Genomic DNA, 24,309 nt, shown 5'->3' on the forward strand with positions numbered 1-24,309 from the left:
CCTGGTTCTTGCTGGGTGGTTTCGTGCTGTGGAGGTGGTGCTGATGCCTGTGCGCAGACGTGTCCGGGAAGGGGCCGCTGCGATGGACTCCACACTACATCTAGTGGCCGACCACGGCACCGACCACAAGAGGAAGTGTTACAGCCGTGTAGTTCTCCACAACGCCCTCCACAGTCTGTGGATTCCCGCGAGCCCCGTGATTCCGCCAGTCTGCGGCCGACCACCGACATTTCCCCACACCGGTGGACAGCCTCGATCCACATGTGTGGAATGAGCGCATCGGCGTGTCGCCGTCGGACCGGATCGGGGTCGCGGCCGACGCCTCCCCCACACGGGTGACACACGCCCCACGGACCTCCCGTCCGGTCCGTACACTCGACCCGTGAGCGCGTACGGCAACCTGCTGAAGACCCCCGGTGTCGGCCGAGTGATCGCGGCGCAGCTCACGGCGAGGTTCCCGTTCGGGATGCTCTCGCTCGCCTACCTGCTGCACGTCGAGCACGTGTTCCACTCGTACGGATCCGCCGGTCTCGTGCTCGCGACGACGAGCGTCGGGCAGGCCATCGCCGGCCCACTCACCAGCCGGTGGATGGGCAGCTGGGGCATGCGCCCCGTCCTCATCCTCACGAGCCTGGTCGCGCTCGCCAGCATGGGCGTCATCGCGTTCGTGCTGATGCCCCTGTGGGCCTACGTCGTGATCGGCTTCATCGGCGGCCTGGCGGTCCCACCCGTGCAGCCGGCCGTCCGCACCATCTACCCGAAGATGGTCACGTCCACGCAGCTCACACCCCTCTTCTCCCTCGACGCGAGTGCGCAGGAGCTCATCTGGGTCGCCGGTCCGGTCATCACCACGTTCGTCGCGACGCAGATCGGCACGGTCGAGGCGATCGTCCTCGCGATGGTGTTCCTCGTCGTCGGCGGCGTGTGGTTCATCGCCTCCCCCGAGCTCGGTCGCGTCCGCATCCCCCGCTCGAAGCGCGCGTTCGGCGTGGTCCTCAAGCGCCCGTCGGTCGTGGTCGCCACCCTGACCGGCATGCTCCTCATCGGTGCGTGCGCCGCGGTCGAGGCCGGCGTCACCAGCGCGTTCGGCGAGGGCAGCCCGAACGCCGGCATCGTGCTGGCGATCTTCGCGATCGGTTCCCTGGTCGGCGGGCTGGCGTTCGGCCACCGTCCGATCTCGCCGAACACGCTGTGGACCCGCATGCTCATCGTCTTCATCGGCCTGGGACTCGCCACGTTCGGCACCGGGTTCTGGTGGCTGTCGTTCGCACTCCTCATCGCGGGCGGTGGGATCGCGCCGGCGCTCGCGGTGATGTTCGGGTCGGTGTCGGCGACGGTGAAGTTCTCGGACACGGCAGAGGCGTACGGCTGGATGGGGACGGGGCAGCTCATCGGCGCTGCGCTCGGTTCCGCTGTGGCCGGGTTCCTCATCGACCTGCACGGCGCGACGGGCGGCATGCTCGTCGGGGCGGCTGCGGCCTTCGTGGGCGTGCTGCTGCCGCTGTTCGCGAAGCGGTGGCTCCCCGACCTGCGTGGTCGCGACGCGAGCCCCATCCCCGACACCGAGCCGGTGAACATCCCGACGTAGGGGCGGTGCCCGCTGCCCTGTCCCGCTCCGTCTCGTCCCCGGCCGCGTCCCCGTCCCCGTCGGTGGGCCGTTTCGCGCGTAGGAAGCGGAATCGCGCGTAGTCGGTCGGAACTTCCGCCCTCCTACGCGCGATTCGACCTCCTATCGCGGGCGTTGTGGGTCGGAACGTGCGTCCTCCACAGCGACGCGCGCCGGCCCGGCTCTCCACGAACGGACTGGAGGCTCGGCTCAGCCCCGCCTCGACCGGCAGGATGGACGCATGGTCACCTCCATCCCCCTCCGCGACGGTCGCTCCGTCCCCGCCATCGGGTTCGGCGTGTACAAGGTCGACGACGCCGAAGCCGAGACCGCGGTCGGAACCGCACTCGACAGTGGATACCGCCACGTCGACACCGCCGAGATGTACGGCAACGAGACGGGCGTCGGGAAGGCGATCCGGGCCTCCCGGCTGGACCGTGACGACGTCTTCGTGACCACCAAGGTGTGGAACAGCAACCAGGGGCGTGACGCGACCCTGCGCGCGTTCGACGCCAGCCTCGACCGGCTCGGGCTCGACACGGTGGACCTGTACCTGATCCACTGGCCGGCCGCGGCGAACGACCGCTACGTCGAGACGTGGCGCACCCTCGTCGAGCTGTGTGAGTCCGGGCGGGCGCGCAGCGTCGGTGTCTCGAACTTCCAGGTGCCGCACCTGGAGCGGATCATCGCGGAGACCGGTGAGGTCCCCGCGGTGAACCAGGTCGAGCGACACCCGTGGCTGCCGCAGCGGGAGCTCATCGCGTTCCACGAGCAGCACGACATCGTGACGGAAGCCTGGTCGCCGCTCGGTCGCGGGCGCCTCATGGACGAACCGGTGCTGGCGGGGATCGCGTCGGCGCACGGGGTGAGCGTGGCACAGGTCCTCGTGCGGTGGAACGTGCAGCAGGGCGTCGTGGTGCTGCCGAAGTCGGTCACGCCGTCGCGGATCGCGTCGAACATCGACGTGGACGGCTTCGTGCTGTCAGACGAGGAGCTCGCGGCGATCGCCGGGTTGGAAACGGGCGAGCGGACGGGGTCGCACCCCGACTCGGTGTCCTAGCCGCGGCGGTCGTCCTCGGACTGCCACGGCAGGTGCAGGTCCTCCGGGGCCGGCTCGACGTCGCCGGCGTCGTCCGCACCGCCGGTGCCCGGTGCCGCGGTGACCTTCGAGGGGTCGATGCCGTCCGCACGCAGGTCGTCGTCGTCGCGCTGCAGGTGCTGCGACGCCTCGGTCTCGCGCTCACTCGACGGGCTGTACGCGGTGTCGTCGTTGCTCATGTCCGTGACGGTAGCCCGCGGTACCTGGCGGGCTCCTCGGCCGATGTCAGCGCTCTGGCAGCATGCCGGAGAACGCCAAGACGGCGATGACCGTCCCGATGACGGCGAGGAAGATCCCGATGACCCGCACGAACCGCGGGGTGATCGGTCGGCCGTTCATGAACTCGTCGCCGCCGATGGACTGCGCCCAACGGTTGAACACCGCGATCGTGATGCCCCAGAGCGCGACCACCACCGCCCCGATGCCGAACCAGATCCCCGGGGTCACCGACCGCGCCTCCTGGCGAGCTGCTGCCGCAGGTTCCGGATGAACACGACCTCCAGGGTGACCGCGATCGCCGTGAGGAACACCGCGAACGCGATGTGTGCGAGGTCGTGACCTTGCGTCAACGTGATCACGGGGAGTGCGACCACCAGACCGGCGCACACGACGACGTTGAACCACGCTCCGATGACTCCTCCGGGAGTCCGACCGGTGCGTTCCATCCATGGGATCGGCATGCAGTGCACCGTACCCAGGGGTGCTGGCGGTTCCCGGCGTTCCGTTACGGTTGACCTCGAACTCGCCCCACCCAGGAGGTACCTCGTGACGATCGTCGCTGCCGCAGACGGCTCCGCCCTCGGCAACCCCGGCCCGGCGGGCTGGGCCTGGTACGTCGACGACGACCGGTGGGCCGCCGGTGGCTGGCCGAAGGCCACGAACAACATCGGTGAGCTCACCGCCGTGCTGCAGCTCCTCCGTGCCACGAAGGACTCCGGCGAGCCGCTGCACATCCTCTGCGACAGCCAGTACGCCATCAAGGCCTGCACGGAATGGCTCGCAGGGTGGAAGCGGAAGGGCTGGCGGAAGGCCGACGGCAAGCCCGTGATGAACGTGGAGATCATCAAGGAGCTCGACGAGGAACTCCAGGGCCGCAAGGTCACCTTCGAGTGGGTGCGCGGCCACGTCGGCCACGAGATGAACGAGGCCGCCGACGTCCGTGCTCGTGGCGCAGCGACCGCCTACCAGAACCACACCGAGGTCCCGCACGGCCCGGGGTGGCCCGGCGTCGAGGTCAGCGAGCCTGCTCCGCTGCCCGAGGCGACCCCGCCGGCGACCCTGTTCTGATCACGCCTTCGTCTATATACTCGCTTATACAAACGGCGAGGAGCTCATCATGGCAGTCACCACGATCGATCTGGACCAACGCCTGCTCGATGACGCCAAACAGCTGACCGGCGCTCGCTCCAACCGAGAAGTCGTCCAGCGTGCACTCGAGACGCTCATCGCGGTCCGTCGTCAGCCTGCAGCAGTCGAGCGCATCATCGCCCGGGACTTCGCGGAAGACCCCACCGCGGCGGACGAACTCCACCCCTGATGGCGACCTACATCGTCGACAACTCCGTCTGGTGGAAAGCGGGACGCTCGCCGGTCATCGCCGAGCGGCTCCGCGCGATCGCGACCCAGGACCTGATCGTGACCTGCCCGCCGCAGGTCTTGGAGTACTGCCACTCGGCGAGATCGAGCGCGGATCACGGCGACCACTGCGCCGACATGGACGCCTTCCTCGAAGCATCGATCCACCCCGACGTCGACGACGTGACCGCCATCCAGAGCGCACTCTGGAGCAACGGATTCGTGCGGGGCGCTGGCCCGGTCGACGTGCACATCGCGGCGTATGCGGTCTGCAACGGGGCAACTGTCCTGAGCGCTGATCGTGACTACGAGCACATCGCAGCGAGCGTGGAAGGGTTCCGGCACGAGTACCTCGCCGAGCAGGACTGATCAGGACCCGACGACCGCCTGGGCAGCAGCAGCGAGGAGCGCCAGCTTGTCGGCATCGGTGCTGCCCGCTTCGGCGTGGTAGACCGCTACGGTGAGGTTCTGCGCCTCGGCGGGCACGAGCTTCTCCCGGTGCAGGCTGATCTCGCCGACGACCGGGTGGTCGAACCGCATCAGCGCGCCACGGCGCCCGCCGATGTCGTGCCGTCCCCAGAGCCGCTGGAACCGAGGACTCGCGATCGACAGCTGCCCGACGAGCTCGACACACCGTGGATCGTCGATCGAGTTCCCGACGGACTGGCGGAACGACGCCACGAGTCCCTCGGTCGCAGCCTCCCAGTCGACGAACAGTGCCCGTTCCTCCGCGTCGAGGAAGACGTCGCGGAGCCGGTTCGCCCCGACGACGAGGCGTGGTGACAACGCAGTGGCGAGCGGGTTCGCGGCGAGCACATCGAGGTAGCGGCCCTCGATGAACGCGGGGCTGCCGAGGCCGTCGACGAACGATCGGAGGCTCGCCGGCACCACTTCCCGCGCCGCGCGACGACGCGCAGTCCTGGGCTGCGAGACGACGAGTCCCAGCAGGTACGCGGTGGTCTCGTCGTCGAGCTGCAAGACCCGGGCGATCGCCTCGAGCACCTGCGCCGACGGGTTCCGGTAGCGACCCTGCTCGAGCCGGAGGTAGTACTCACTGCTGATCCCCGACAGCATCGCGACCTCTTCGCGACGGAGCCCCGGGACTCGGCGCACCCCGGTCACCGGGATGCCGGCCTGCTCAGGGGACACGAGCTCGCGCCGGGCGCGCAGGAACGCGCCGAGGGGGTTGGTCGCGTCGGTCATGGCTCCCACGCTAGGCCGGATGCCGTCGTCACTGCCTGGTCGCCCCGCTACCAGGAGCGGAGCGGTCTGGAACGCCCGACGGTGCCGCGCGAAGGTGGCACACATGTCCACGACTCCCAGCACCCGCGTCCTCGTCACCGGCGGATCCGGCTTCATCGCCGGCCACTGCATCCTGCAGCTCCTCGACGCCGGGTACGACGTCCGCACCACGATCCGATCGCTCGAGAACGAACCTGCGGTCCGCGCGGTCCTGACCGATGCCGGCATGACGGCGAGCGGCCGGCTCGAGTTCGTCGCCGCCGACCTCACCACAGACGACGGCTGGTCCGCCGCGACGAGCGACATCGACACCGTCCTGCACGTGGCGTCTCCCGTGCTGCCCGGCCACGTGGACGACGAGGACGCGGTCATCCGCCCCGCGGTCGACGGCACGACCCGCGTGCTCAGCGCCGCGCGGGACGCCGGGGTGCGCCGCGTGGTGTTGACGTCGGCGTTCCACGCGGTCAGCTGGGGGCACCCGCACACCGACCACGTGTTCACCGAGGCCGACTGGACCGTGCTCGACGGCCCCGGAGTCGACGCCTACGGCCGGAGCAAGACTCTCGCCGAGCGCGCCGCGTGGGACCTCGCCGAGGGCACCGAGTTGGAACTCGTCACGATGCTGCCCGTCGCGGTCATGGGTCCGGCGATGGGCGGCGCCGTGTCCGGGGCGAACCACATCCTGCAGTCGATGCTGGACGGTTCGATGCCGGCGACCCCGCGGCTGTTCATCCCGATCGTCGACGTCCGGGACGTCGCCGCCGCACACGTCAGCGCAGTGGACGCACCCGAGGCCGCCGGCAAGCGGTTCCTGTTGTCGAACGGACCGGCACTCGAGCTGCACGAGATCGCCACCACGCTCCGCGAGCACCTCGGCGACGACGCGGCGAAGGTCCCGACGGCGGTGCTCCCCGACGACACCGTGCGCGCGGCAGCGGAGACCCAGCCGCAGTTCCGCTCGATGGTCCCCGATCTCGGCTACGCCAAGCGGACCTCGAACGAGCGGGCGCGCACGGTGCTGGGCTGGACGCCGCGAGATCCGCACGAGGCGATCACGGACGCGGGACGGAGCCTCGTCCGACGCGCGCAGGCAGGAGGAGTGCCCGCGGTCGGGGCTCAGTAGGTCCCGTCGCGCCGGTCCTGACGCGTGATCTGCTCGCCGGACGCCGGGTCGACCCCGGAGCGCGTGGTGGTTGTCGTCCGACGGCCTCCGAACGCCACCGCGAGGCTGATGATCAGCAGGACCACCCCGGCGGCCATCAGGATGTAGCCGATGAGCCGGAGGTCCACCCCGGCCAGCTGGATGTTGAGCGCGAACGCGACGATCGCGCCGATGACGATCAGGGCGATGCTGGATCCGATGCGCATGACGCGTTCCTCTCGATGGTGGTCCACGAGACGCTACCCGGAAGCGGCACCGCCCGGCCGCTGCTGCACACCGGGGATGGTCAGGGCATCAGTCGACGTCGACCTCGGTCCACCCGTCGAACCGCCCGATCTCGGTGACCCGCACGACGGCCTCGCCCGCTTCGTCGGACGCGTCGAGATCGATCGTCGCCGAGAACCCGAAGTCCTTGTCCCCGGACGGGTCGGCGAAGATCTGCCGAGCACGCCACGTCCGGCCCTGCTCGGACAGCACCAGGTACTGCATCGACCGCGCGTCGGCGTCCGTCGCGACGTCGTCGTGCGACTCGTAGTACTCCTCGAGCACGGCGTCCCACGCGTCGGCGTCGAACCCGGCAGCACCGTCGAGCGCCCCGAGCCCCTCGACGTCGTCGCGCGCGGCGAGGAGCACCCGCTGGAACAGGGCGTTCCGCACGAGGATCCGGAAGGCCCGCACGTTGCCGGTGAGCCGGGCGGGCTGCGGCGGGGCGATCTCGTCGTGTTCCGCCGCTGCCGATTCGACCGAGCCGTTGACCAGCGCCTCCCACTCGTCGACGAGCGAGGAGTCCACCTGCCGGACGAGCTCGCCGAGCCACTCGATCAGGTCGTCGAGCTCCTCCGTGCGTTGCTCGTCCGAGATCGTCTGTCGCATGGTCCGGTAGGCGTCGGAGAGGTACCGCAGCACGAGCCCCTCGGACCGGGTGAGCTGGTAGAACCGCACGAAGTCCCCGAACGTCATCGCCCGTTCGTACATGTCGCGGACGACGGCCTTCGGTGACAGCGTGAAGTCGAGCACCCACGGCTGCTCGGCCGCGTACGCCTCGTACGCCGCCTCGAGCAGCTCGGCCAACGGACGCGGCCAGGTGACCTCTTCGAGGAGTTCCATGCGCTCCTCGTACTCGATGCCCTCCTGCTTCATCCGGGCGACGGCTTCACCGCGCTCCTTGAACTGCTGCTGCGACAGGATCGCGCGCGGATCGTCGAGGGTGGCCTCGACGATGGACACCATGTCGAGGGCGTACGTGGGTGACGAGGGATCGAGCAGCTCGAAGGCGGCGAGCGCGAACGGCGACAGCGGCTGGTTGAGGGCGAAGTTCGCCTGCAGGTCCACCGTCAGCCGGTAGGTCCCGTCGACCTTCTCGATCACGCCGGCGTTGATCAACGTCCTGGCGATCGTCAGCGCACGTCTGGCCATCGCGAGCTGCCGGGCGCGCGGCTCGTGGTTGTCGAACACGAGCGACCGGACCTCGTCGAACGCCGCATTGCCACGGGCGACGACGGACAGCACCATCGCGTGGGTGATCCGCATCCTGGACACCATCGGCTCGGGCTCGGCCTGGATGAGCCGCTCGAACGACGCCTGGCCCCAGGAGACGAACCCGTCCGGGGCCTTCTTCTTCTTGACCTTGTTCTTCTTCTTCGGGTCGTCACCGGCCTTGGCGACGGCCCGGGCGTTCTCGATGTCGTGCTCCGGAGCCTCCGCGACGACGTCGCCCTCGGTGTCGTACCCGGCGCGTCCGGCACGACCCGCGATCTGGTGGAACTCCCGCGCGGACAGCTGCCGCATCTTCGTGCCGTCGAACTTCGTGAGCCCGGTCAGCAGCACCGTGCGGATCGGCACGTTGATGCCGACGCCGAGAGTGTCGGTGCCACAGATCACCGGCAGGAGCCCGCGCTGGGCGAGCTGCTCGACGAGCCGCCGGTACTTCGGCAGCATGCCTGCGTGGTGCACCCCGATCCCGGCACGGATCAGTCGGGACAGCGTCTGCCCGAACCCGGCGCTGAAGCGGAACCCGGCGATCGCCTCCGCGATGGCGTCCCGACGCGCGCGATCGGCGACGCGGACGGACATCAGCGCCTGCGCACGCTCGAGCGCCGCAGCCTGCGCGAAGTGCACGATGTACACCGGCGCCTTGCCCTCCTCGAGCAGGCGTTCGACGGTCTCCTGCACGGGCGTCACCACGTACTCGTAGGACAGCGGCACCGGACGGGACACCCCCGTGACGCGAGCGGTCGGCCGCCCGGTCCGCCGGGAGAGGTCGTCCGCGATGGTCGTCACGTCGCCGAGGGTCGCCGACATCAGCAGGAACTGCGCCCGCTCGAGCACCAGGAGCGGCACCTGCCAGGCCCAGCCGCGGTCGGCGTCGCCGTAGAAGTGGAACTCGTCCATCACCACGACGTCGACGTCGGCGTCCGGCCCCTGCCGCAGGGCGAGGTTCGCGAGGATCTCGGCCGTGCAGCACACGATCGGCGCGTCGGCGTTGACGCTGGAGTCGCCGGTGACCATGCCGACGTTCTCTGCACCGAACAGGTCGACGAGCTGGAAGAACTTCTCGGACACCAGCGCCTTGATCGGTGCCGTGTAGTAGCTCCGCTTGCCCTCGGCGAGCGCCGCGAAGTGCGCGCCGGCGGCCACGAGGGACTTCCCGGTGCCGGTCGGGGTGCTGAGGATCACGTTCGCGCCCGACACGAGCTCGATGACGGCCTCGTCCTGCGCCGGGTAGAGCGGGCGGCCGCCGCTGGCGGCCCAGTCCGCGAAGGCCTCGTAGACGGCGTCGGGATCGACGGCGCCGCCGACGGCCGCAGGGATCGCGGCGACGAGCGGGGCGTGGACGGTGACGTCGGTCATGTCCCCATCCTCCCAGCATGGTGACGGAGCGACGATCGGGAGGCTCGGCTCGATACGCGCGCATAGACTCACGTCGTGCGCGAACTCGGCTTCCTCTCCTTCGTCCCGAACCACGGCGGTCCAGCCGGTGCCGCCGCCGCCCTCGAGGACGGCCTGCGGCTGTTCGAGACCGCCGAACGCCTGGGGTACGGCACGGGGTGGGTGCGCGGACGGCACTTCGAGCCCTTCCTGACGAGCCCGATGACCTTCTTCGCCGCCGCCGCACAGCGCACGAGCACGATCGGCTTCGGCACCGCGGTGCTCGGGATGCGCTACGAGGACCCGGTGCGCCTCGCCGAGGACGCCAGCACCGTCGACCTGCTCAGCGGCGGCCGCGTGCAGCTCGGGATCAGCACGGGGATCGCCGGGTACGGCCCGATCCTGGACCCGGTGTTCGGTGCGACCGAGCGGAGCTTCCGCGACGAGGCAGAAGCCCGCGCGGCACGGCTCCTCGAGGTCCTCGACGGGGAGCCCCTCGGCACCTCGGGCAAGGGGTACGAGAGCATCCCGGCCGACACGGACCTGACGCTGCAGCCGCTCAGCCCCCAGCTGCGAAGCCGAGTGTGGTGGGGCGGCGGCAGCATGGGCACCGCGGTCCGGACGGCCGAGAAGGGCCTGCTGCTGCACTGCTCGACCCTGAACACGGAGGACACCGGCGAGCCCTTCGCCGTCGCGCAGGCCGCGCAGATCGCGGCGTACCGGGATCGCTTCGCCGAGCTGCACCCCGATCGCACGCCGAAGGTCGCCGTCGGGCGCATCGTCGTCCCGCTCCTCGACGACCACGACCGTGCCGTGCACGAGGAGTTCCTCACCGGCTACGCGTCGGGGATGGACGACGAGGGACGACCGCTCTCGGGCAATCCGCCGTTCCGCTTCAGCAAGGTCCTGTCCGGCGAGCCGGCGGCGATCGTGGAGGCCCTGCGCGCCGACCCCGCCGTGGCCGCGACCGACGAACTCGTGATCACCCTGCCGGCGAACGGCGACGCCGCGTCGCACGAGCGGATCCTGACGGTCATCGCCGAACAGATCGCCCCGCACTTGAGCTGAACGCGGCTCTCAGGCATCCGGCGGGGCCTGCACGAGTTGGTGAGTCTCGGGGCTCCCGCCGGATGACCATCTCGTCCCTGATCCGCACGGGATGGTGCACTCATCGTTCCACCATCCGCGTTGTTTGTCACAACTCGGATGCCTCGACTCAGCGAATCGTGATGATTCGTCACGACATATTCCGCATACGGAAAAACCTCCGCGCGGAGAAAGAGATGCGCCCCCGCAGAAGCGGGGGCGCACCATGACGCACCGGGACCGCCGGGGCTCCATCGGCCGGATCAGGAGGCCGTGTCGCTCACGCGGCGATCCCATGTCGGTGCGCGCGTCGACGGTAACCAGCCGCCTGACGCTCTCTCCATGCTACTGACCGCACCTGACCGGTGCGCGGAAACCGGATGCGAGTTCACTCACTCCAGTTCGAGGGCCACCGTTCCGGCCGCATCTGCGACCGAAGCGCCGACGTGCAGGGTGAAGGTGCCCGGCTCGTACGCCCACGCGTCGTCCCAGTGCGCGAATGCCCTCGCCGGCACCTCGATCGAGACCTCGGTCGACTCCCCCGCTTCGAGGCGCACCGGGGCGAACCCGACGAGCCAGCGGACCGGACGGTCGATCGCGGACGTCTCCCGCGAGGCGTAGACCTGCACGACGTGCTTGCCGGCACGTGCTCCGGTGTTCGTGACGGTCGCGGTGACGATCGCCGCGTCACCCGCACGGACGACGGGCGATCCCACGATGCCGTCGATCGTCCAGGTCGTGTACCCCAGGCCGTGGCCGAACGGGTACGCGGGCTGTACCCCGGCGCGGAGCCAGGCCCGGTACCCGATGTGCACGCCCTCGTCGTAGCGGACGACACCGTCGACCGGCGTGACGTCGAGCACGGGGACGTCCGACATGGCGACCGGCCACGTCGTGGGCAGGCGCCCGCCCGGCTCCGACGCACCGGTGAGCACGTCAGCGACCGCGTTCCCGTACTCCTGCCCACCGAACCACGTCAGGAGGACCGCGGCGACGTCGTTCCGCCACGGCATCTCGACCGGCGACCCGGCGTTGACGAGCACGATCGTGTTCGGGTTCACGGCGGCGACGGCTGCGACGAGCTCGTCTTGGTGCCCCGGGAGCGCCAGCGACGACCGGTCGTAGCCCTCCGACTCGACCTTGGAGTTCGTCCCCACCACGACGACCGCGACGTCGGCTCCGCGAGCGGCACCGACGGCGGAGGCGATGAGCACCGACGGGTCCTCGTCGGAGGGCTCGGTGCCGAACTGGTACGCGAGCACCCCGCCCAGCGTCTCGTCCTGGATGACGTCGTACTCGATGCGGATCGCGACCTGCTGGCCGGACGTCACCGAGACCGGCACGGAGCGCGCCGGCGGGTTGAGGAACGCCGCGCCGAGCTGGTCGCCCTCGAACGGCACGTCCTCGTCCAGGACGAGCGACCCGTCGATCCACATGCGGGAGCGGCCGGCCGCACCGATGCCGATCCGCACGGTGCCGGTCGTCGGTGCCGTGTAGGTCGTGGTGATGTCGAGGCGGTCGGCCTCGCGCGTGGGGGCGTCGCCGCCGAACCAGAAGAGCGCCGTCGCTCGGCGGTCCTCCACGTACAGCTCCTCGCCGTCCTTGACGAACGCGACGCGGGCGCCTGGCTCGCCGGTGGCGGGGTTCGTGATGGTGGAGAGCGGGAACTCCGCGATGCCCTCCTGCACGACGGCGCCGATCGCGTAGTCGACGGTCGCGGACGGGAACGCCGCGCGGATGCCGTCGAGCGGCGACACGACCTGCGACGGCACGACCGTGGCCGAGCCGCCGCCCTGCGTGCGGGCCTGGTCGGCGTTGTGGCCGATGACCGCGATCCGGGCGAGCGCGGGGGCGTCGAGCGGCAGGATCCCGGTGTTGCGGACGAGGACGGTGCCCTCAGCCTCGGCCTCGCGGACGAACGCGATGCCGTCCTCGACGTGCACGGGCTCCGCCGCGACGGCGTCGAACCCGGACAGCGCTCCGACGCGGGCGGCGAGCGTCAGGATGCGACGGACCTTGCGGTCGATCGCCTCGATCGGGACCTCGCCGGACTCGACGGCGCTGAGCAGCGGCCCCTCGCTCCACCACTGGTTCGGTCCGGGCATCGCGACGTCCTGCGACGCCTTCGCCGAGTCCACCGAGCGAACGCCGGTCCAGTCGGACACGACGATGCCGTCGAAGCCCCACTCGGAGCTCAGCGGCGTCTCGAGCAGCTCGTTCTCGGACGCGGTGACGCCGTTGATCGAGTTGTAGGACGACATGATGGCCCACGCGTGCGCCTCGGTGACCGCCTTCTCGAACGCGAGGAGGTAGAGCTCGCGGAGCGCACGGTCGGACACCTCGGTCGACGCGGTGAAGCGGTCGGTCTCGTAGTCGTTCGCGATGTAGTGCTTCGGGGTCGCGGCGACGCCGTTCTCCTGCACCCCGTCGACGTACGACGCGGCGAGGTCGCCGGTGAGCACCGGGTCCTCGCTGAACGCCTCGAAGTGCCGACCGCCGAGGGGCGAGCGGTGCAGGTTGATGGTCGGGCCGAGGACGACGTCGACGCCCTTGCGACGGGCCTCGACGGCAGCGGCGGCGCCGTAGCGCTTCGCGATCGCACGGTCCCACGACGCGCTCAGGGCGGTGGCGGACGGCAGGTTGAGCGACGGGTCACGCTCGTCCCACACCTCGCCACGGACCCCGGAGGGTCCGTCCGACATCAGGATGCGCCGCAGCCCGATCTTCTCGATCGGCCAGGTCGTCCAGAAGTCACGTCCGGTGAGCAGCTGCACCTTCTCCTCGGTGGTCAGCTGGTCGACGAGCGCGCCGATGCGCTCGTTCAACTGGGCCGCACCGGAGGCTGTGCGCACGTCGTTCACGGTTGTCACGATGGTCGTTCCTTTCGTTCAGAGCCAGGGAGGGTCGGTCAGCGGACGCCGCGGACGCGCGAGACCGAGACGATCCCGAGCAGTCCGACGACCGCGCCGGTGATGAAGAAGCCGCTGTAGCCGCCGGTCAGGGCGATCACGCCGGGGGCCGCCGCTGGGACGATCGACTGGGGCAGGGCCTGCGCGATGTTCACGACACCGAGGTCCTTCGCATTGTCCTCGTCGGACGGCAGCACGTCCGTGATCAGGGCGAGGTCGACGGCGTAGAAGACGCCCATGCCGGCACCCATCACGAACTCGCCGACGAGCACCATGCCGAGCGACGGCGCGGTGGCGATGAGCACCAGGCCGACGACGCCGACGATCCCGGCGACCGCCACGAAGAGCTTGCGGCGACCGAGCTTGTCGGACAACCACCCGGCGACGAGCGAGGTGAGGACGATGCCGACGACGTTCCAGAGCGTGCCCTGGAAGACGGCGTTCGCGACGTGGGCGGACTCGATCCCGATGTCGTCGCGGAGGAAGTAGGTGAGGTAGCTCACGGCGGTGTACTGCGCGGCGACCATCATGAACCGGGTGAGCCAGGCCCAGCCGAGGTCGGGGTGCTTCACGGGGTTGAACACGAACGACCCGAAGAGCTGCCCGATGCCGAGGCGCGTCGACGGCCGCTCGGTGAGCACACGGTCGCGGAAGAGCAGCGCGTAGAGGACGACCACGACGGACCCGATGGCCCCGGGGACGATCATCTGCGTCGCCGACGTCGAGAAGAGCTGCACGAGGAACGTCCCGCCGACCAGCGCGAGGTTCTGCGACAGCCCGAGCAGCGCCGCGACCCGTCCGCGCTGGGACCGCGTGACGTGGTCGGGCATGACGGCGGTCAGCGCCGCGATCGTGGCGTTGTACGCGATCTGCGTGACGCCCCACGCGAGCACCAGGACCACGGTGGAGGACGTCGTCGCGACGACCACGAGGCCTGCGAACCCGACCACGGTGCCACCGATGATCCACGGACGACGCATGCCGAGCCTCCCGGCCGTGCGGTCGCTGAAGCGACCGGCCAGGGGGTTGGCGACCATCGCCGCGAACGCGCCGACGCCGAGCGCCAGCCCGAGCACGCCCGCCTGGTCGTCGGGCGCGATCTCCGCGACCTTCAGCGCCATCGCCACCAGCACGGGTGGGAGGAGGGCGATGTACAGGCCGAGCATCGCGATCGGCATGCCGAGCGTGTACATGAGCGAGCTGCCTCGACCGCGCGTGGGTGAGACTGCGGTCGGGGCGTCGGAAACGGTCAGGGCATCGTTCGCCACTGCAACCTCCATCGGGTGCGCCGCCGACGTCGGCGACTCGCACGCCTTCGTCGGCGGCTCGTGCCACCGTACCACCAAAACCTATTACCGCTAGGTTTTCCGGGAACGCCAGGGAGCGGTACAGTCTCGCCATGACACGACGGGGTTCGTACGCGAAGGGCATCGCGAAGCGCGAGGAGATCCTCACCGTCGCCCTGGACCTCGTCGCTCAGCAGGGGTTCCGGCGAACGAGCATCAAGGACATCGCCGACGCGGTCGGGCTGACGCAGGCCGGGCTGCTGCACTACTTCGACTCGAAGGACGAGCTCTGGGTCGAGATCCTCCGGCGCCGCGACGAGATCGACAACGCGGCGGACTGGCACGCGAACGACCCCGGTGAGCTCCTCGCCGCGATCGTCCGGCACAACGCGGAGGTCCCGGGGCTCGTCCAGATGTTCGTGAACCTCTCCGCCGCCGCGGCGACCGACCCGGACCACCCGGCGCACGAGTACTTCCGGCAGCGCTACGAGAACTCCCGACGCACGATGGCCGCGGACTTCCGGGCGATGCAGCAGGACGGCCGGCTCCGCGCCGACGTCGATGCCGAGCAACTCACGAGCGTGCTGCTCGCGGTGTCCGACGGCATGCAGATCCAGTGGCTGTTCGACCCGTCGCGCGACATGGCCGCGCACGTCGAGCTCGTCGTGCGCATGGCGGTGGCCCAGGCGGTCCCCTCCGTCTGACACGCGCTCCGCGGACAGGTACCGCTGGTGCCTGGTTGCGGCGGACCCCGCGGTGCAGGATGGACACCGACAGCACGACTCGACGATGAGCGGAGGCGCGATGACACGCGTAGTGGTGACCGGCGGCAGCGGCAAGCTCGGACGAGCAGTGGTGCGCGACCTCGACGAACACGGGTACGACGTGGTCCTGCTCGACCGGGTCCCCTCCCCCGACAAGCCGGACAGTGTGCAGTTCGTGCGCACCGACCTCGGCGACTACGGGCAGGTGCTGAACGCGTTCATCGGCATCGACGACCGGTACGACCACGTCGACGCCGTCGTGCACCTCGCCGCGATCCCGGCGCCGGGACAGGTGCCCGACGTGGCGCTCATCACGAACAACGTCACCGCGTCCATCAACGTCTTCCACGCCGCACGCGCCGCGAAGATCACGAACGTGGTGTGGGCGTCGAGCGAGACCCTCCTCGGCATCCCGATGGGCGAGCACCACCCGCCCTACCTCCCCGTGGACGAGGAGTTCCCGGTGCGCCCGCAGTCGTCGTACTCGCTCGGCAAGGCCGTCGAGGAGGAGATGGCGCGGCACTTCACCCGCTGGGACCCGACGCTGAAGATGATCGGGCTGCGGTTCTCGAACGTCATGGACGAGACCGACTACCCGTCCTACCCGTGGGACGCCACCCCCGAGGCGAAGACGTTCAACCTGTGGTCGTACATCGACTCCCGCGACGGCGCCCAGGCCGTGCGCAAGGCCGTCGAGGCGGACCTGACCGGCTTCGAGGCGTTCGTCATCGCGAGCCCCGACACCGTGATGGACACCCCGACCATCGAACTCGTCGAACGGTACGTGCCGGACATCGAGCGTCGTGCGGACATCGACGGGGTCAGCTCGCTGCTGTCATCGGAGAAGGCCCGCGAACTCCTCGGCTACGACCCGCAGCACAGCTGGCGCGACCACCGCGCCTGAGCCTCACGCGCTCGGCGTCAGCAGCCCGTCGAGCACGAGGTCACGGGCGGTCGGCAGCAGGTCCGCCGCGAGCACCTGCTCGTCGACGCCCGTGATCTGCGCGAGTGCACCGATGATCGCCGCGACGGAGAGCTCCCCGTCGCACGCGCCCACGAACGCGGCGAGCGCCGTGTCCGCGTCGACCCGCCGGCCGAACCCGCCACCCTGCACGAGCGTCATGACCGTGGGGTCGTCGTTGCCCGGCCAGTAGTACCGCTCCTCGGTGACGTCGCCGGCGACCGTCAGGTGCGCTGCCGCGAGCGCGACGTCGTCGTGCGCGGCCAGCCAGGCGGCCGCGTCGAGGACGCGGGCCACCGTCGCGCCGAGCCCCGCGGGGTTGGAGCCGAGCGTCTCGGGGACGCGCTCGAAGCGCCGGAGCTGCACCGTGCCTCCCGTCCCGACCCTGCGGACCACGACGTAGCCGAAGCCGACCCCGGTGACCTTCCGCTCCCGGAAGTCGTCGAGCCACGCGCCGACCAGCTGGTCGAACGCGGCCGTGCCGGGTTTCGTCCCGCCGTCACGGATCCAGGTCTCGGCGTAGGCGTTCGGGTCCTGCCGTTCGCGCTCGATGACCCATGCGTCGAGGTCGGTCCCCTCGAACCAGGCGCGGACGCGATCGAGACCGTCGACGCCCCAGTGGTACTCCCAGTTGCCGAGGAGCTGTGCGGTCCCGCCTGGCTCGAGGTGCTCGGCCAGGCCACGGAGGACGGTCTCGACGAGGGCGTCGCCGACCATCCCGCCGTCGCGGTACTCGTAGGACGGGACGCCTTCGGTGCGTGGCGTGATGACGAACGGCGGGTTCGACACGATGCGGTCGAAGCGCTCCCCGGCGACGGGCTCGAACAGCGATCCGAAGCGGAAGTCGATGCCGTCGATGCCGTTCAGCTGCGCGTTGAACCGTGCGATGTCCAGTGCGCGACGGGAGATGTCGGTCGCGACGACCTCGTCGGCGAAGCGCCGGGCGTGCATGGCCTGGATGCCGCACCCGGTCCCGAGGTCGAGCACCCGGTGGACGGGTACGGGCACCTGCAGGCCGCTCAGCGTGGTGGTCGCCCCGCCGATGCCGAGGACGTGTTCCTCGTCGAGCGCGCTGCCGAGGGCGAGCTCCCCGAGGTCGGAGACGATCCACCAGCTGCCGGCACCGGCGTCGTCGACGAACGCGTACGGGCGGAGGTCGACCGTCGGGTGTGCGCGGTCGTCGTCGACACGGAGCAGGCCGGCGGCCACGACCGCGTCGAGCCCGGCCGTCGGGAACGCCTGCTCGGCGTCGACGCGGGGCACGGCGAGCCCGAGGACGAAGAGCGTCGCGAGGGTCGTCAGCGGTGTCGTCGGACGGGCGTCGAGCGCACGGACGGCGGCGACGCGGTTCCCACGGTGCAGCGCGGCCGCGGCGTCGACGCCCCAGAGCGCGTCGACGCCCTCGACGGAGAACCCGGCGGCGGTGAGGTCTGCTGCGAGCGCGCCCGTCGTCTCGGCGTCGGCGTGGACGTCTGGGAGGGCATGGCTCATGCGGTGAGGTCCTCGCGCATCAGTTCGGCGGGCACCGTCCAGTCGAGGACCAGGTCGAGGAGCCCGGGGAACCGCTGCTGCACGTCCTCGACACGCGCACGGCTGCTGCGGGTGAGTCCCTCCTGGTGCTGCTCGAGCAGGCCGGCCTCGCGCAGGACGCGGAAGTGGTGCGTCAGCGTGGACTTCGGCCGGTCGATGCCGACCCAGCCGCAGCTGCGGATCCCGCCGGCGGCGTCGACGAGGTACCGGTGCAGGATCGCCAGGCGGATCGGGTCCGACAGGGCGTCCATGACGACGGGGAGGTCCATCTCGCCCACCGTCGGCTGGGGAAGCCGTTCGGGGGCAGCGGTGCGCTCGGGCATGGACGGGACGCTACCACCGTTCACCTCTCAGTACGACTTGCGTCGTACAGCAGAGTGCGGTACGACTTTCCTCGTACTGTTCGTCATCGAAGGGGCACCCATGCAGTCAGCTCGCTCGGTCGCCGGGTTCTGGATCCTCGCGGCCATGCTGCTCGTCTCGGTCGCGTCGTCCGCCGTGCCGTCGCCGATCTACCCCGTGTACGCGGCGGAGTGGCACCTGACGCCGCTCATGCTCACCGGGGTGTTCGCGATCTACGTCGCCGGGCTCCTCACGAGCCTGCTCGTCGCCGGCCGCCTGTCCGACCACGTCGGGCGGAAGCCGGTGCTCGTCGTCGGTGGGCTCGGCGTCGCGGTTTCGCTCGGGCTCTTCTCGATCGCGGACGGCCTCGGTGCGCTGATCGTCGACCGCATCGTGCAGGGCGTCTCCGTCGGGCTGCTCATCGGCGCCCTCGGTGCTGCGCTGATCGACAACTCGCTCGAGGCGCATCCCTCCCTCGCGGGCGTCCTGAACGGGGTGATCCCGCCGATCGCCCTCGCGACCGGAGCCCTGTCGAGCGGTGCCCTCGTCGAGTGGGGCCCGGCGCCGGAACAGCTCGTGTACGTGCTCTTCGGGGTCCTGCTCGTCCTGATGGTGATCGCGCTCGCGGTCGTCCCCGAGCGGGTCACCCGCCGGCCGGGGGCGCTGCGTTCCCTTCGCCCGACGATCTCCGTGCCCCGCTCCTCGCGCCGGCTGTTCCGCGGCGTCGCCGGCTCGCTCATCGCCAGCTGGGCGCTCGGCGGGATGTTCCTGTCACTCGTGCCGTCGGCGCTCGGGGCGGTGTTCGGGATCACGAACCACTTCGCCGCCGGAGCACTCATCGCCGTCGTCACCGGCGTCGGCGCGCTCACCGGGCTCGCGATCCAGCGGCTCGACGCGCGCATCGGCGTCCTCATCGGACTCGTCGCGCTGATCCTCGGGCCGGTCGTCACCGTCGCGTTCGTGTTCGCGCACTCGCTGCCCGGCCTCGTGGTCGGCAGCGCGATCGCCGGTGTCGGGTTCGGTGCCGGGTTCCAGGCGCCGCTCCGGATGCTGCTCGCAACCGCCTCGCCCACGCACCGCGCCGGGCTGCTCTCCACGATCTACGTCGTGAGCTACCTGGCGTTCGGCGTCCCCGCGGTCATCGGCGGGCTGCTCGAGCCGACGGTCGGACTCGTGCCGGTCATCGCCGGGTACGGCGCGTTCATCGTGCTCGCAGCGGTGGTCGCCCTCGTGCTGCAGCTCGTGTCGCGGGACGCCGCCGAGGTCGAGGAGCAGGCGTCCGAACGCATCACCACGGGTTCGGTCCGCGTGCAGGCCTGCCCCGCTCCCGCCGCGGACTGAGTCGCGCGCTGCCGCGGGCCCGCTGCTGTGCTGCCGCGGCTGTGGTGCCGCGGGAGGTCGATTCGCGCGTAGGAAGTCGAATCGCGCGTAGGTAGCCCGGATTTCCGACCCCTTACGCGCGATTCCGCTTCCCATCGCACACGTTGTGGGTCAGAAGCGCTGGGTCAGAAGCGCTGGGGAGTCAGTGCCCGGGACGAGCCGGGCGCCGGCCGATGCTCCGGTGGGCGTCGTCGTGTGCCGCGTCGACGTCGGCCTTCCCGCGGTCGGCGATGTTGCGGAGCCACTGCGGCCCGTGCGCCTTCGCCCAGTCCCAGAAGCGGTGCAGCTGCGCCTTGAGCCACGTGATGATCTTGTGGAAGAAGTGGAACTCGCTCGCCAGGATCGTCAGGCCGATGAACACCACGAGCCACCCGGGTCCGGGCAACGGCACGAGGATCAGCCCGATGATGACGACCAGCCCGCCGACGATGCCGACGACCACCTTGTAGAAGAGGTGCAGGTGCGGCCGGGCGTGGATCCACTCGCGGGCCTCGTGGAACCAGCGGAAGCGGTGTCGGAGCGCGGACTCACCGGAGTCCGCTTCCGCGGGTCGGTGGTTCGGGTCGCCGTCCATGCCGAAACGGTAGGGCGCGCGGCTGGGAATCCGCGGCGCGCGCGGTGCGCACCCGCCGGACGCGGGCGGACCTGCCGGGGGTGCGCCGTGCCTCCCGGCCGGCTCACGTCACCACGGGGCGGACGGGAGGCTCGTCACGCGTGCGCGACGCACGTCGCGGCCCACGGGACTGCCGCCAGTCGTGCCTCCGGGATCGGTTCGCCGCCGACGGCGCACGTCCCGTAGGTTCCCGCGTCCAGACGTGCGAGTGCGGCGTCGACCTGGCCGATGCGTCGCCGTGCGTCGTCGCGGACCGCACCGAGCGATCCGCGCTCCCACGCCAGCGTCGCTCCCTCGGGGTCGTGCTCGTCGTCCGTGTTCGCACCGTCACGGGCGTCGCTGACGTCGCGCATGCTCCGCTCGACGTCGGCGATGAGCTTCGTCGCCCGCGCTCGTTCCGCACGCAGCGCCGCACGTGGATCGTCCATGTCCTCCGAACCTAGTCCGACGGAATGCGCGACCTCTCGAATGCGTTCGCATGGACATGACCAAGATCGGGTTCCTGTCGTTCGGACACTGGCGTGACGTCCCCGGATCGAAGGTGCGCAGCGGCCGCGAGGCCCTCGTGCAGGCGATCGACCTCGCGGTGGCGGCCGAGGAAGCGGGCGTCGACGGCGCGTACTTCCGCGTGCACCACTTCGCCCCCCAGCAGGCCGCACCGTTCCCGCTGCTCTCCGCCATCGCGGCGAAGACGAGCCGCATCGAGATCGGCACCGGCGTGATCGACATGCGCTACGAGAACCCCCTCTACATGGCCGAGGAGGCTGCAGCGACCGACCTCATCTCCGGCGGGCGGCTGCAGCTCGGCGTCTCGCGGGGATCACCCGAGACCGCTCAGGCCGGTTACCAGCAGTTCGGGTACGTGCCCGACGCCTCGGACCCGAACGGCGCCGATCTCGCCCGTGCGCACACGAGCGTGTTCCGCCGCGCGATCGCCGGTGAGCCGATGGCGAACGCGAACCCGCAGATGACGGGTGCCGCGGGCTCACTGCCGGTCTTCCCGCTGTCCGACACGCTCCCCGACCGCATCTGGTGGGGTGCCGGGACACGCGCCACCGCCGAGTGGACGGCCGAGCAGGGCATGAACCTGATGTCGTCGACCCTCTTGACCGAGGACACCGGCGTGCCGTTCGACGAGCTGCAGGCCGAGCAGATCGAGCGCTTCCGTCGGGTCTGGGCCAAGTCCGGCTGGGACCGGGCACCCCGGGTCTCCGTGTCGCGCAGCATCATCCCGATCATCGACGACGAGTCACGGCACTACTTCGGCGTGCGCGCGCAGGTCGAGGGAACCGACCAGGTCGGGTACCTCGACGGTGGGCTCGCCCGCTTCGGCCGGTCGTACATCGGGTCTCCGGAGTCGCTCGTCGAGGAGCTCTCGGCGGACGCCGCCGTCCGTGCTGCCGACACCGTCCTCGTCACCGTGCCGAACCAGCTGGGCGTGGACTTCAACGCCCGACTCCTCGCCGCGGTGAAGGACGTCTTCGCCGAGGTGGACGCCGCGCCGGCGCGCGCGTAGGCGTCCCCCTTCCTGCCGACACCCGGGTTGGGACTGGGGGGCGCGCACGGCGGCACGTAGCGTCGGAGCGCACCATCCCCCGTTCTCAGGAGCACCTCGTGACGCTGCCGGCCGCTGGCTGGTTCCCGGACCCCCGGGATGCCGGTCGTCTCCGTTGGTGGGACGGTCACGCCTGGGGGGAGGCGACGCGGGCGGTTCCGGCGCGGCAGGTCGAGCCGGTGCTGCCGATCGTGGTGGCGTCGACGGGTCCGGCCTTCTCGGTGCGGACCGGCACCGTCGAACACCGTGCGTGGGCGTACGGCGCGAGCACGTCCCGGAAGCTCTGCGCGTTCGCGATCTCCGCGGTGCTGCTCGCCGTCGCGTCCCTGCTGCTGAACCCCTACGGCGTCTTCAGCGTGCTCGCCGTGGTCGCCGCCGTGATCGGGATCGTCCGCCCGGGTGCGACTGGCCGGTGGCGGGTCCTCGCTCGGAGCCTGGCGGTGTCGTCGCTGGTCCTCGCCGTCGCGACGGGCATCATCGCCGCAGACGTCCACTTCCCGGTGGCTTGAGCAGAGCCGTCCCGCTCCTGCGCTCCCGGCTCGCTCGCGCCCGGCGCTCGCGCTCCTCACGCTCCTCGTCCCGGTCGCCCTGGCGATCGAGTGCGCAGAAGACGAGGGACGACCGCCCCGCAGACCCCCTTTTCTGCGCACTCGATCGGCCGACGGGACTGGCGGCGCACTCGATCGGCCGGCGGGACTGGCGGCGCGTGCGATCGGCCGATGGGATGCGCCGCCGCACCCCGCCTACCGCCGGGCCCGTGGGTGCGCCGTCTGGTACACGTCGCGGAGCATGTCGGCCGTGACCATCGTGTAGATCTGCGTCGTCGCCACGCTCGCGTGCCCGAGGAGCTCCTGCACGACCCGGACGTCCGCCCCGCCCTCGAGCAGGTGCGTCGCGAACGAGTGCCGGAACGTGTGCGGCGACACGTGGGCGGACAGGTCGGCCCGGTCGGCCGCGGCCTGGATCACGAGCCAGGCGCTCTGGCGTGACAGCCGTGCCCCGCGGGCCCCGAGGAAGAGCGCCGGCGTCGACGGCCCCCGCACGGCGAAGACCGGTCGTGCCCGCACCAGGTACGCCTCGATCGCGGCCCGCGCGTAGCTGCCGAGCGGCACGATCCGCTGCTTGTTCCCCTTGCCCGTGACCTTGACGACCGAGACCCCGGTTCCGTCCGGGTCGTCCGTCACGTCGTCGACCGAGAGCCCGACGGCCTCGGAGATGCGCGCACCGGTGGCGTACAGGAGTTCCAGGAGCGCCCGGTCGCGCAACTGCACGGGATCGTCCCCGTCGACGGCCTGCAGCAGCCGGTCCATGTCGTCGACCGAGATCGCCTTCGGGAGCCGCATCGGTGCCTTCGGCGGACGGACGGACGCGCCGGGGTCGAGTGGCAGCCATCCCTCCCCAGCGGCGAACGTCGCGAAGGACCGCACAGAACTGAGCATCCGGGCGACGGACCGTGGCGCCAGCGGCGATGCTGCTCGCGTGGCCAGATGCGAAACGAACCCCGCGAGATCCGCTCGCGTCAGTCGAGCGACGTCGTCGACGACCGATGCACCCCCGGCCCGGTCGGCTCCCTCGGAGTCGATCTCCGGCTGGGTACCGACCCACGTGGCGAAGGTCACGAGGTCCCGCCGGTACGCCGACAGCGTGTGCTGCGACAGCCCCCGCTCGATCGCGACGTGTCGCAGGTACGTCTCGGTGGCGGCAGCGAGCGAGACCATCCCCGAAGGCTACCGGCGCGACGCCGCGTCCACGGCGAGCGCCGCCACGATGAGCGCTGAGTTCCGCAAACGGCCTTCCAGGATCCCCGCGACGATCTCCGACCGCGGCACCCAGCGCTTCACGATGTCCGCTTCCTCGTCGGAGCGGTCGAAGGTCGACGCGGTCGCTCGGACACCGCGGGCCCGGTAGATCTGGATGAACTCGTTGCTGCCACCGGCGGAGGTGTTGTACCGCACCAGGGGCTCCCAGTCGTCGGCCTCGACGTCGGCTTCCTCGGCGAGCTCCCGCTGCGCGGCGACGAGCTCGTCCTCACCGGAGATGTCGAGCAGCCCGGCCGGCAGCTCCCAGTCGCGGAGGTGCACCGGGTGACGGTACTGCTGGATGACCAGCACGCGCCCCTCGTCGTCCTCGGCGTAGACCGCGACGGCCCCGGTGTGGTCGATGTACTCGCGCACCATGCTGCCGTCGCCGTACGCCACGGTGTCGCGCCGGACGTCCCAGACGACGCCGTCGTACACGAGGGTCGAGTCGGTCACGTCGAAGGATGCGGGCTCGTCGGAGATGGGTGCGTCGGTCACCCGTCCATCCAACCAGCCGATGACGGACGGGAGG

At 70.7% G+C, this 24,309-nt stretch carries 26 protein-coding genes; 12 read left to right on the plus strand and 14 right to left on the minus strand.

Annotated elements, in window-relative coordinates; all coding sequences use genetic code 11:
- Positions 1 to 382 precede the first annotated feature (382 nt).
- Positions 383 to 1,588: an MFS transporter gene (locus tag ACO0E1_RS02255; protein WP_281265713.1), complete on the plus strand. Its 1,206-nt coding sequence runs from the start codon at positions 383 to 385 to the stop codon at positions 1,586 to 1,588.
- Between the two features lie 259 nt (positions 1,589 to 1,847).
- Positions 1,848 to 2,666: an aldo/keto reductase gene (locus ACO0E1_RS02260; RefSeq protein WP_422872688.1), complete on the plus strand. Its 819-nt coding sequence runs from the start codon at positions 1,848 to 1,850 to the stop codon at positions 2,664 to 2,666.
- Here the strand turns inward: ACO0E1_RS02260 and ACO0E1_RS02265 are convergent.
- Genes ACO0E1_RS02265 through ACO0E1_RS02275 form a run of 3 tightly spaced genes read right to left on the minus strand, consistent with a single transcriptional unit; the run spans position 2,663 to position 3,385 of the window.
- A complete protein-coding gene (locus tag ACO0E1_RS02265; protein ID WP_281265715.1) occupies positions 2,663 to 2,884 on the minus strand; it encodes a hypothetical protein in 222 nt (73 codons plus the stop codon). The two genes, ACO0E1_RS02260 and ACO0E1_RS02265, sit on opposite strands and share 4 nt — an antisense overlap.
- A gap of 46 nt (positions 2,885 to 2,930) precedes the next feature.
- Positions 2,931 to 3,152, minus strand: coding sequence for a hypothetical protein (locus ACO0E1_RS02270; RefSeq protein WP_422872689.1), 222 nt, complete (start codon positions 3,150 to 3,152; stop codon positions 2,931 to 2,933).
- Positions 3,149 to 3,385, minus strand: a complete 237-nt coding sequence (locus ACO0E1_RS02275) for a hypothetical protein (protein WP_422872690.1) — start codon at positions 3,383 to 3,385, stop codon at positions 3,149 to 3,151. The genes ACO0E1_RS02270 and ACO0E1_RS02275 overlap by 4 nt, the downstream gene beginning before the upstream one ends.
- Positions 3,386 to 3,470: 85 nt before the next feature.
- Between ACO0E1_RS02275 and ACO0E1_RS02280 the strand changes: the two genes are divergently transcribed.
- The 3 genes from ACO0E1_RS02280 to ACO0E1_RS02290 are packed head-to-tail and all read left to right on the plus strand — an operon-like array spanning position 3,471 to position 4,649.
- Positions 3,471 to 3,992: a ribonuclease H family protein gene (locus ACO0E1_RS02280; RefSeq protein WP_422872691.1), complete on the plus strand. Its 522-nt coding sequence runs from the start codon at positions 3,471 to 3,473 to the stop codon at positions 3,990 to 3,992.
- 49 nt (positions 3,993 to 4,041) lie between these two features.
- Complete coding sequence (locus ACO0E1_RS02285) at positions 4,042 to 4,242, plus strand: type II toxin-antitoxin system VapB family antitoxin (RefSeq protein WP_422872692.1); 201 nt, start codon at positions 4,042 to 4,044, stop codon at positions 4,240 to 4,242.
- Positions 4,242 to 4,649: a PIN domain-containing protein gene (locus ACO0E1_RS02290; protein WP_422872693.1), complete on the plus strand. Its 408-nt coding sequence runs from the start codon at positions 4,242 to 4,244 to the stop codon at positions 4,647 to 4,649. The genes ACO0E1_RS02285 and ACO0E1_RS02290 overlap by 1 nt, the downstream gene beginning before the upstream one ends.
- Here ACO0E1_RS02290 and ACO0E1_RS02295 read toward each other — a convergent pair whose 3' ends face one another.
- Entirely contained in the window at positions 4,650 to 5,483 is an 834-nt protein-coding gene (locus ACO0E1_RS02295) for a helix-turn-helix domain-containing protein (RefSeq protein ID WP_422872694.1), read from the minus strand.
- A 103-nt stretch (positions 5,484 to 5,586) separates the two neighbouring features.
- Here ACO0E1_RS02295 and ACO0E1_RS02300 point away from each other — a divergent pair, with 103 nt between their 5' ends.
- Complete coding sequence (locus tag ACO0E1_RS02300) at positions 5,587 to 6,645, plus strand: NAD-dependent epimerase/dehydratase family protein (RefSeq protein ID WP_422872695.1); 1,059 nt, start codon at positions 5,587 to 5,589, stop codon at positions 6,643 to 6,645.
- Here ACO0E1_RS02300 and ACO0E1_RS02305 read toward each other — a convergent pair.
- Both ACO0E1_RS02305 and ACO0E1_RS02310 read right to left on the minus strand, forming a co-directional pair.
- Positions 6,639 to 6,890, minus strand: a complete 252-nt coding sequence (locus ACO0E1_RS02305; RefSeq protein ID WP_071291234.1) for a DUF6458 family protein — start codon at positions 6,888 to 6,890, stop codon at positions 6,639 to 6,641. The genes ACO0E1_RS02300 and ACO0E1_RS02305 overlap by 7 nt on opposite strands.
- An 88-nt stretch (positions 6,891 to 6,978) precedes the next feature.
- On the minus strand, positions 6,979 to 9,534 hold the full coding sequence (locus ACO0E1_RS02310) for a DEAD/DEAH box helicase (RefSeq protein WP_422872696.1): 2,556 nt from the start codon (positions 9,532 to 9,534) through the stop codon (positions 6,979 to 6,981).
- 75 nt (positions 9,535 to 9,609) lie between these two features.
- On the opposite strand from ACO0E1_RS02310, the gene ACO0E1_RS02315 reads away from it, so the two are divergent.
- Complete coding sequence (locus ACO0E1_RS02315; protein ID WP_422872697.1) at positions 9,610 to 10,620, plus strand: LLM class flavin-dependent oxidoreductase; 1,011 nt, start codon at positions 9,610 to 9,612, stop codon at positions 10,618 to 10,620.
- 410 nt (positions 10,621 to 11,030) lie between these two features.
- Here ACO0E1_RS02315 and ACO0E1_RS02320 read toward each other — a convergent pair whose 3' ends face one another.
- Both ACO0E1_RS02320 and ACO0E1_RS02325 read right to left on the minus strand, forming a co-directional pair.
- A complete protein-coding gene (locus ACO0E1_RS02320) occupies positions 11,031 to 13,499 on the minus strand; it encodes a beta-glucosidase family protein (RefSeq protein WP_422872732.1) in 2,469 nt (822 codons plus the stop codon).
- A gap of 47 nt (positions 13,500 to 13,546) precedes the next feature.
- Positions 13,547 to 14,740, minus strand: a complete 1,194-nt coding sequence (locus tag ACO0E1_RS02325) for an MFS transporter (RefSeq protein WP_422872698.1) — start codon at positions 14,738 to 14,740, stop codon at positions 13,547 to 13,549.
- A gap of 206 nt (positions 14,741 to 14,946) precedes the next feature.
- Between ACO0E1_RS02325 and ACO0E1_RS02330 the strand changes: the two genes are divergently transcribed.
- Positions 14,947 to 15,537, plus strand: a complete 591-nt coding sequence (locus ACO0E1_RS02330; RefSeq protein ID WP_422872699.1) for a TetR/AcrR family transcriptional regulator — start codon at positions 14,947 to 14,949, stop codon at positions 15,535 to 15,537.
- A gap of 100 nt (positions 15,538 to 15,637) precedes the next feature.
- A complete protein-coding gene (locus tag ACO0E1_RS02335; protein WP_422872700.1) occupies positions 15,638 to 16,501 on the plus strand; it encodes an NAD-dependent epimerase/dehydratase family protein in 864 nt (287 codons plus the stop codon).
- 3 nt (positions 16,502 to 16,504) lie between these two features.
- Here the strand turns inward: ACO0E1_RS02335 and ACO0E1_RS02340 are convergent, their stop codons facing one another.
- Together ACO0E1_RS02340 and ACO0E1_RS02345 are read right to left on the minus strand one after the other, a co-directional pair.
- On the minus strand, positions 16,505 to 18,049 hold the full coding sequence (locus tag ACO0E1_RS02340) for a DUF7059 domain-containing protein (protein ID WP_422872701.1): 1,545 nt from the start codon (positions 18,047 to 18,049) through the stop codon (positions 16,505 to 16,507).
- On the minus strand, positions 18,046 to 18,411 hold the full coding sequence (locus ACO0E1_RS02345) for an ArsR/SmtB family transcription factor (RefSeq protein ID WP_422872702.1): 366 nt from the start codon (positions 18,409 to 18,411) through the stop codon (positions 18,046 to 18,048). The genes ACO0E1_RS02340 and ACO0E1_RS02345 overlap by 4 nt, the downstream gene beginning before the upstream one ends.
- Positions 18,412 to 18,511: 100 nt before the next feature.
- Between ACO0E1_RS02345 and ACO0E1_RS02350 the strand changes: the two genes are divergently transcribed.
- Entirely contained in the window at positions 18,512 to 19,771 is a 1,260-nt protein-coding gene (locus ACO0E1_RS02350; RefSeq protein ID WP_422872703.1) for an MFS transporter, read from the plus strand.
- A 181-nt stretch (positions 19,772 to 19,952) separates the two neighbouring features.
- On the opposite strand, the gene ACO0E1_RS02355 is transcribed toward ACO0E1_RS02350, so the two are convergent.
- Together ACO0E1_RS02355 and ACO0E1_RS02360 are read right to left on the minus strand one after the other, a co-directional pair.
- Positions 19,953 to 20,384 carry a TIGR02611 family protein gene (locus ACO0E1_RS02355; RefSeq protein ID WP_422872704.1) on the minus strand — a complete coding sequence of 144 codons (432 nt, stop codon included), beginning with the start codon at positions 20,382 to 20,384 and terminating at the stop codon, positions 19,953 to 19,955.
- A gap of 134 nt (positions 20,385 to 20,518) precedes the next feature.
- Entirely contained in the window at positions 20,519 to 20,851 is a 333-nt protein-coding gene (locus tag ACO0E1_RS02360; protein WP_422872705.1) for a TraR/DksA family transcriptional regulator, read from the minus strand.
- Between the two features lie 50 nt (positions 20,852 to 20,901).
- Here ACO0E1_RS02360 and ACO0E1_RS02365 point away from each other — a divergent pair, with 50 nt between their 5' ends.
- Both ACO0E1_RS02365 and ACO0E1_RS02370 read left to right on the plus strand, forming a co-directional pair.
- Positions 20,902 to 21,939, plus strand: a complete 1,038-nt coding sequence (locus tag ACO0E1_RS02365; protein WP_422872706.1) for an LLM class flavin-dependent oxidoreductase — start codon at positions 20,902 to 20,904, stop codon at positions 21,937 to 21,939.
- 98 nt (positions 21,940 to 22,037) lie between these two features.
- Positions 22,038 to 22,487 carry a DUF2510 domain-containing protein gene (locus tag ACO0E1_RS02370; RefSeq protein ID WP_422872707.1) on the plus strand — a complete coding sequence of 150 codons (450 nt, stop codon included), beginning with the start codon at positions 22,038 to 22,040 and terminating at the stop codon, positions 22,485 to 22,487.
- A gap of 234 nt (positions 22,488 to 22,721) precedes the next feature.
- Here ACO0E1_RS02370 and ACO0E1_RS02375 read toward each other — a convergent pair whose 3' ends face one another.
- Positions 22,722 to 23,696, minus strand: a complete 975-nt coding sequence (locus tag ACO0E1_RS02375) for a site-specific tyrosine recombinase XerD (protein ID WP_422872708.1) — start codon at positions 23,694 to 23,696, stop codon at positions 22,722 to 22,724.
- A 9-nt stretch (positions 23,697 to 23,705) separates the two neighbouring features.
- The gene (locus ACO0E1_RS02380) at positions 23,706 to 24,275 is read right to left on the minus strand and encodes an NUDIX domain-containing protein (protein ID WP_422872709.1); all 570 of its coding nucleotides are present in this window, start codon (positions 24,273 to 24,275) and stop codon (positions 23,706 to 23,708) included.
- Positions 24,276 to 24,309 lie beyond the last annotated feature (34 nt).

The organism is Curtobacterium guangdongense (genome assembly GCF_049341845.1).
Classification (GTDB): Bacteria; Actinomycetota; Actinomycetes; order Actinomycetales; family Microbacteriaceae; genus Curtobacterium; species Curtobacterium guangdongense.

Excerpts from the sequence above, each read along its gene's own strand:
- ACO0E1_RS02260 (WP_422872688.1), top strand. The coding sequence starts at position 1,848 with ATGGTCACCTCCATCCCCCTCCGCGACGGTCGCTCCGTCCCCGCCATC.
- ACO0E1_RS02265 (WP_281265715.1), bottom strand. The coding sequence starts at position 2,884 with ATGAGCAACGACGACACCGCGTACAGCCCGTCGAGTGAGCGCGAGACC.
- ACO0E1_RS02275 (WP_422872690.1), bottom strand. The coding sequence starts at position 3,385 with ATGCCGATCCCATGGATGGAACGCACCGGTCGGACTCCCGGAGGAGTC.
- ACO0E1_RS02285 (WP_422872692.1), top strand. The coding sequence starts at position 4,042 with ATGGCAGTCACCACGATCGATCTGGACCAACGCCTGCTCGATGACGCC.
- ACO0E1_RS02290 (WP_422872693.1), top strand. The coding sequence starts at position 4,242 with ATGGCGACCTACATCGTCGACAACTCCGTCTGGTGGAAAGCGGGACGC.
- ACO0E1_RS02295 (WP_422872694.1), bottom strand. The coding sequence starts at position 5,483 with ATGACCGACGCGACCAACCCCCTCGGCGCGTTCCTGCGCGCCCGGCGC.
- ACO0E1_RS02300 (WP_422872695.1), top strand. The coding sequence starts at position 5,587 with ATGTCCACGACTCCCAGCACCCGCGTCCTCGTCACCGGCGGATCCGGC.
- ACO0E1_RS02305 (WP_071291234.1), bottom strand. The coding sequence starts at position 6,890 with ATGCGCATCGGATCCAGCATCGCCCTGATCGTCATCGGCGCGATCGTC.
- ACO0E1_RS02310 (WP_422872696.1), bottom strand. The coding sequence starts at position 9,534 with ATGACCGACGTCACCGTCCACGCCCCGCTCGTCGCCGCGATCCCTGCG.
- ACO0E1_RS02325 (WP_422872698.1), bottom strand. The coding sequence starts at position 14,740 with ATGTACACGCTCGGCATGCCGATCGCGATGCTCGGCCTGTACATCGCC.
- ACO0E1_RS02330 (WP_422872699.1), top strand. The coding sequence starts at position 14,947 with ATGACACGACGGGGTTCGTACGCGAAGGGCATCGCGAAGCGCGAGGAG.
- ACO0E1_RS02335 (WP_422872700.1), top strand. The coding sequence starts at position 15,638 with ATGACACGCGTAGTGGTGACCGGCGGCAGCGGCAAGCTCGGACGAGCA.
- ACO0E1_RS02340 (WP_422872701.1), bottom strand. The coding sequence starts at position 18,049 with ATGAGCCATGCCCTCCCAGACGTCCACGCCGACGCCGAGACGACGGGC.
- ACO0E1_RS02345 (WP_422872702.1), bottom strand. The coding sequence starts at position 18,411 with ATGCCCGAGCGCACCGCTGCCCCCGAACGGCTTCCCCAGCCGACGGTG.
- ACO0E1_RS02350 (WP_422872703.1), top strand. The coding sequence starts at position 18,512 with ATGCAGTCAGCTCGCTCGGTCGCCGGGTTCTGGATCCTCGCGGCCATG.
- ACO0E1_RS02355 (WP_422872704.1), bottom strand. The coding sequence starts at position 20,384 with ATGGACGGCGACCCGAACCACCGACCCGCGGAAGCGGACTCCGGTGAG.
- ACO0E1_RS02360 (WP_422872705.1), bottom strand. The coding sequence starts at position 20,851 with ATGGACGATCCACGTGCGGCGCTGCGTGCGGAACGAGCGCGGGCGACG.
- ACO0E1_RS02365 (WP_422872706.1), top strand. The coding sequence starts at position 20,902 with ATGGACATGACCAAGATCGGGTTCCTGTCGTTCGGACACTGGCGTGAC.
- ACO0E1_RS02375 (WP_422872708.1), bottom strand. The coding sequence starts at position 23,696 with ATGGTCTCGCTCGCTGCCGCCACCGAGACGTACCTGCGACACGTCGCG.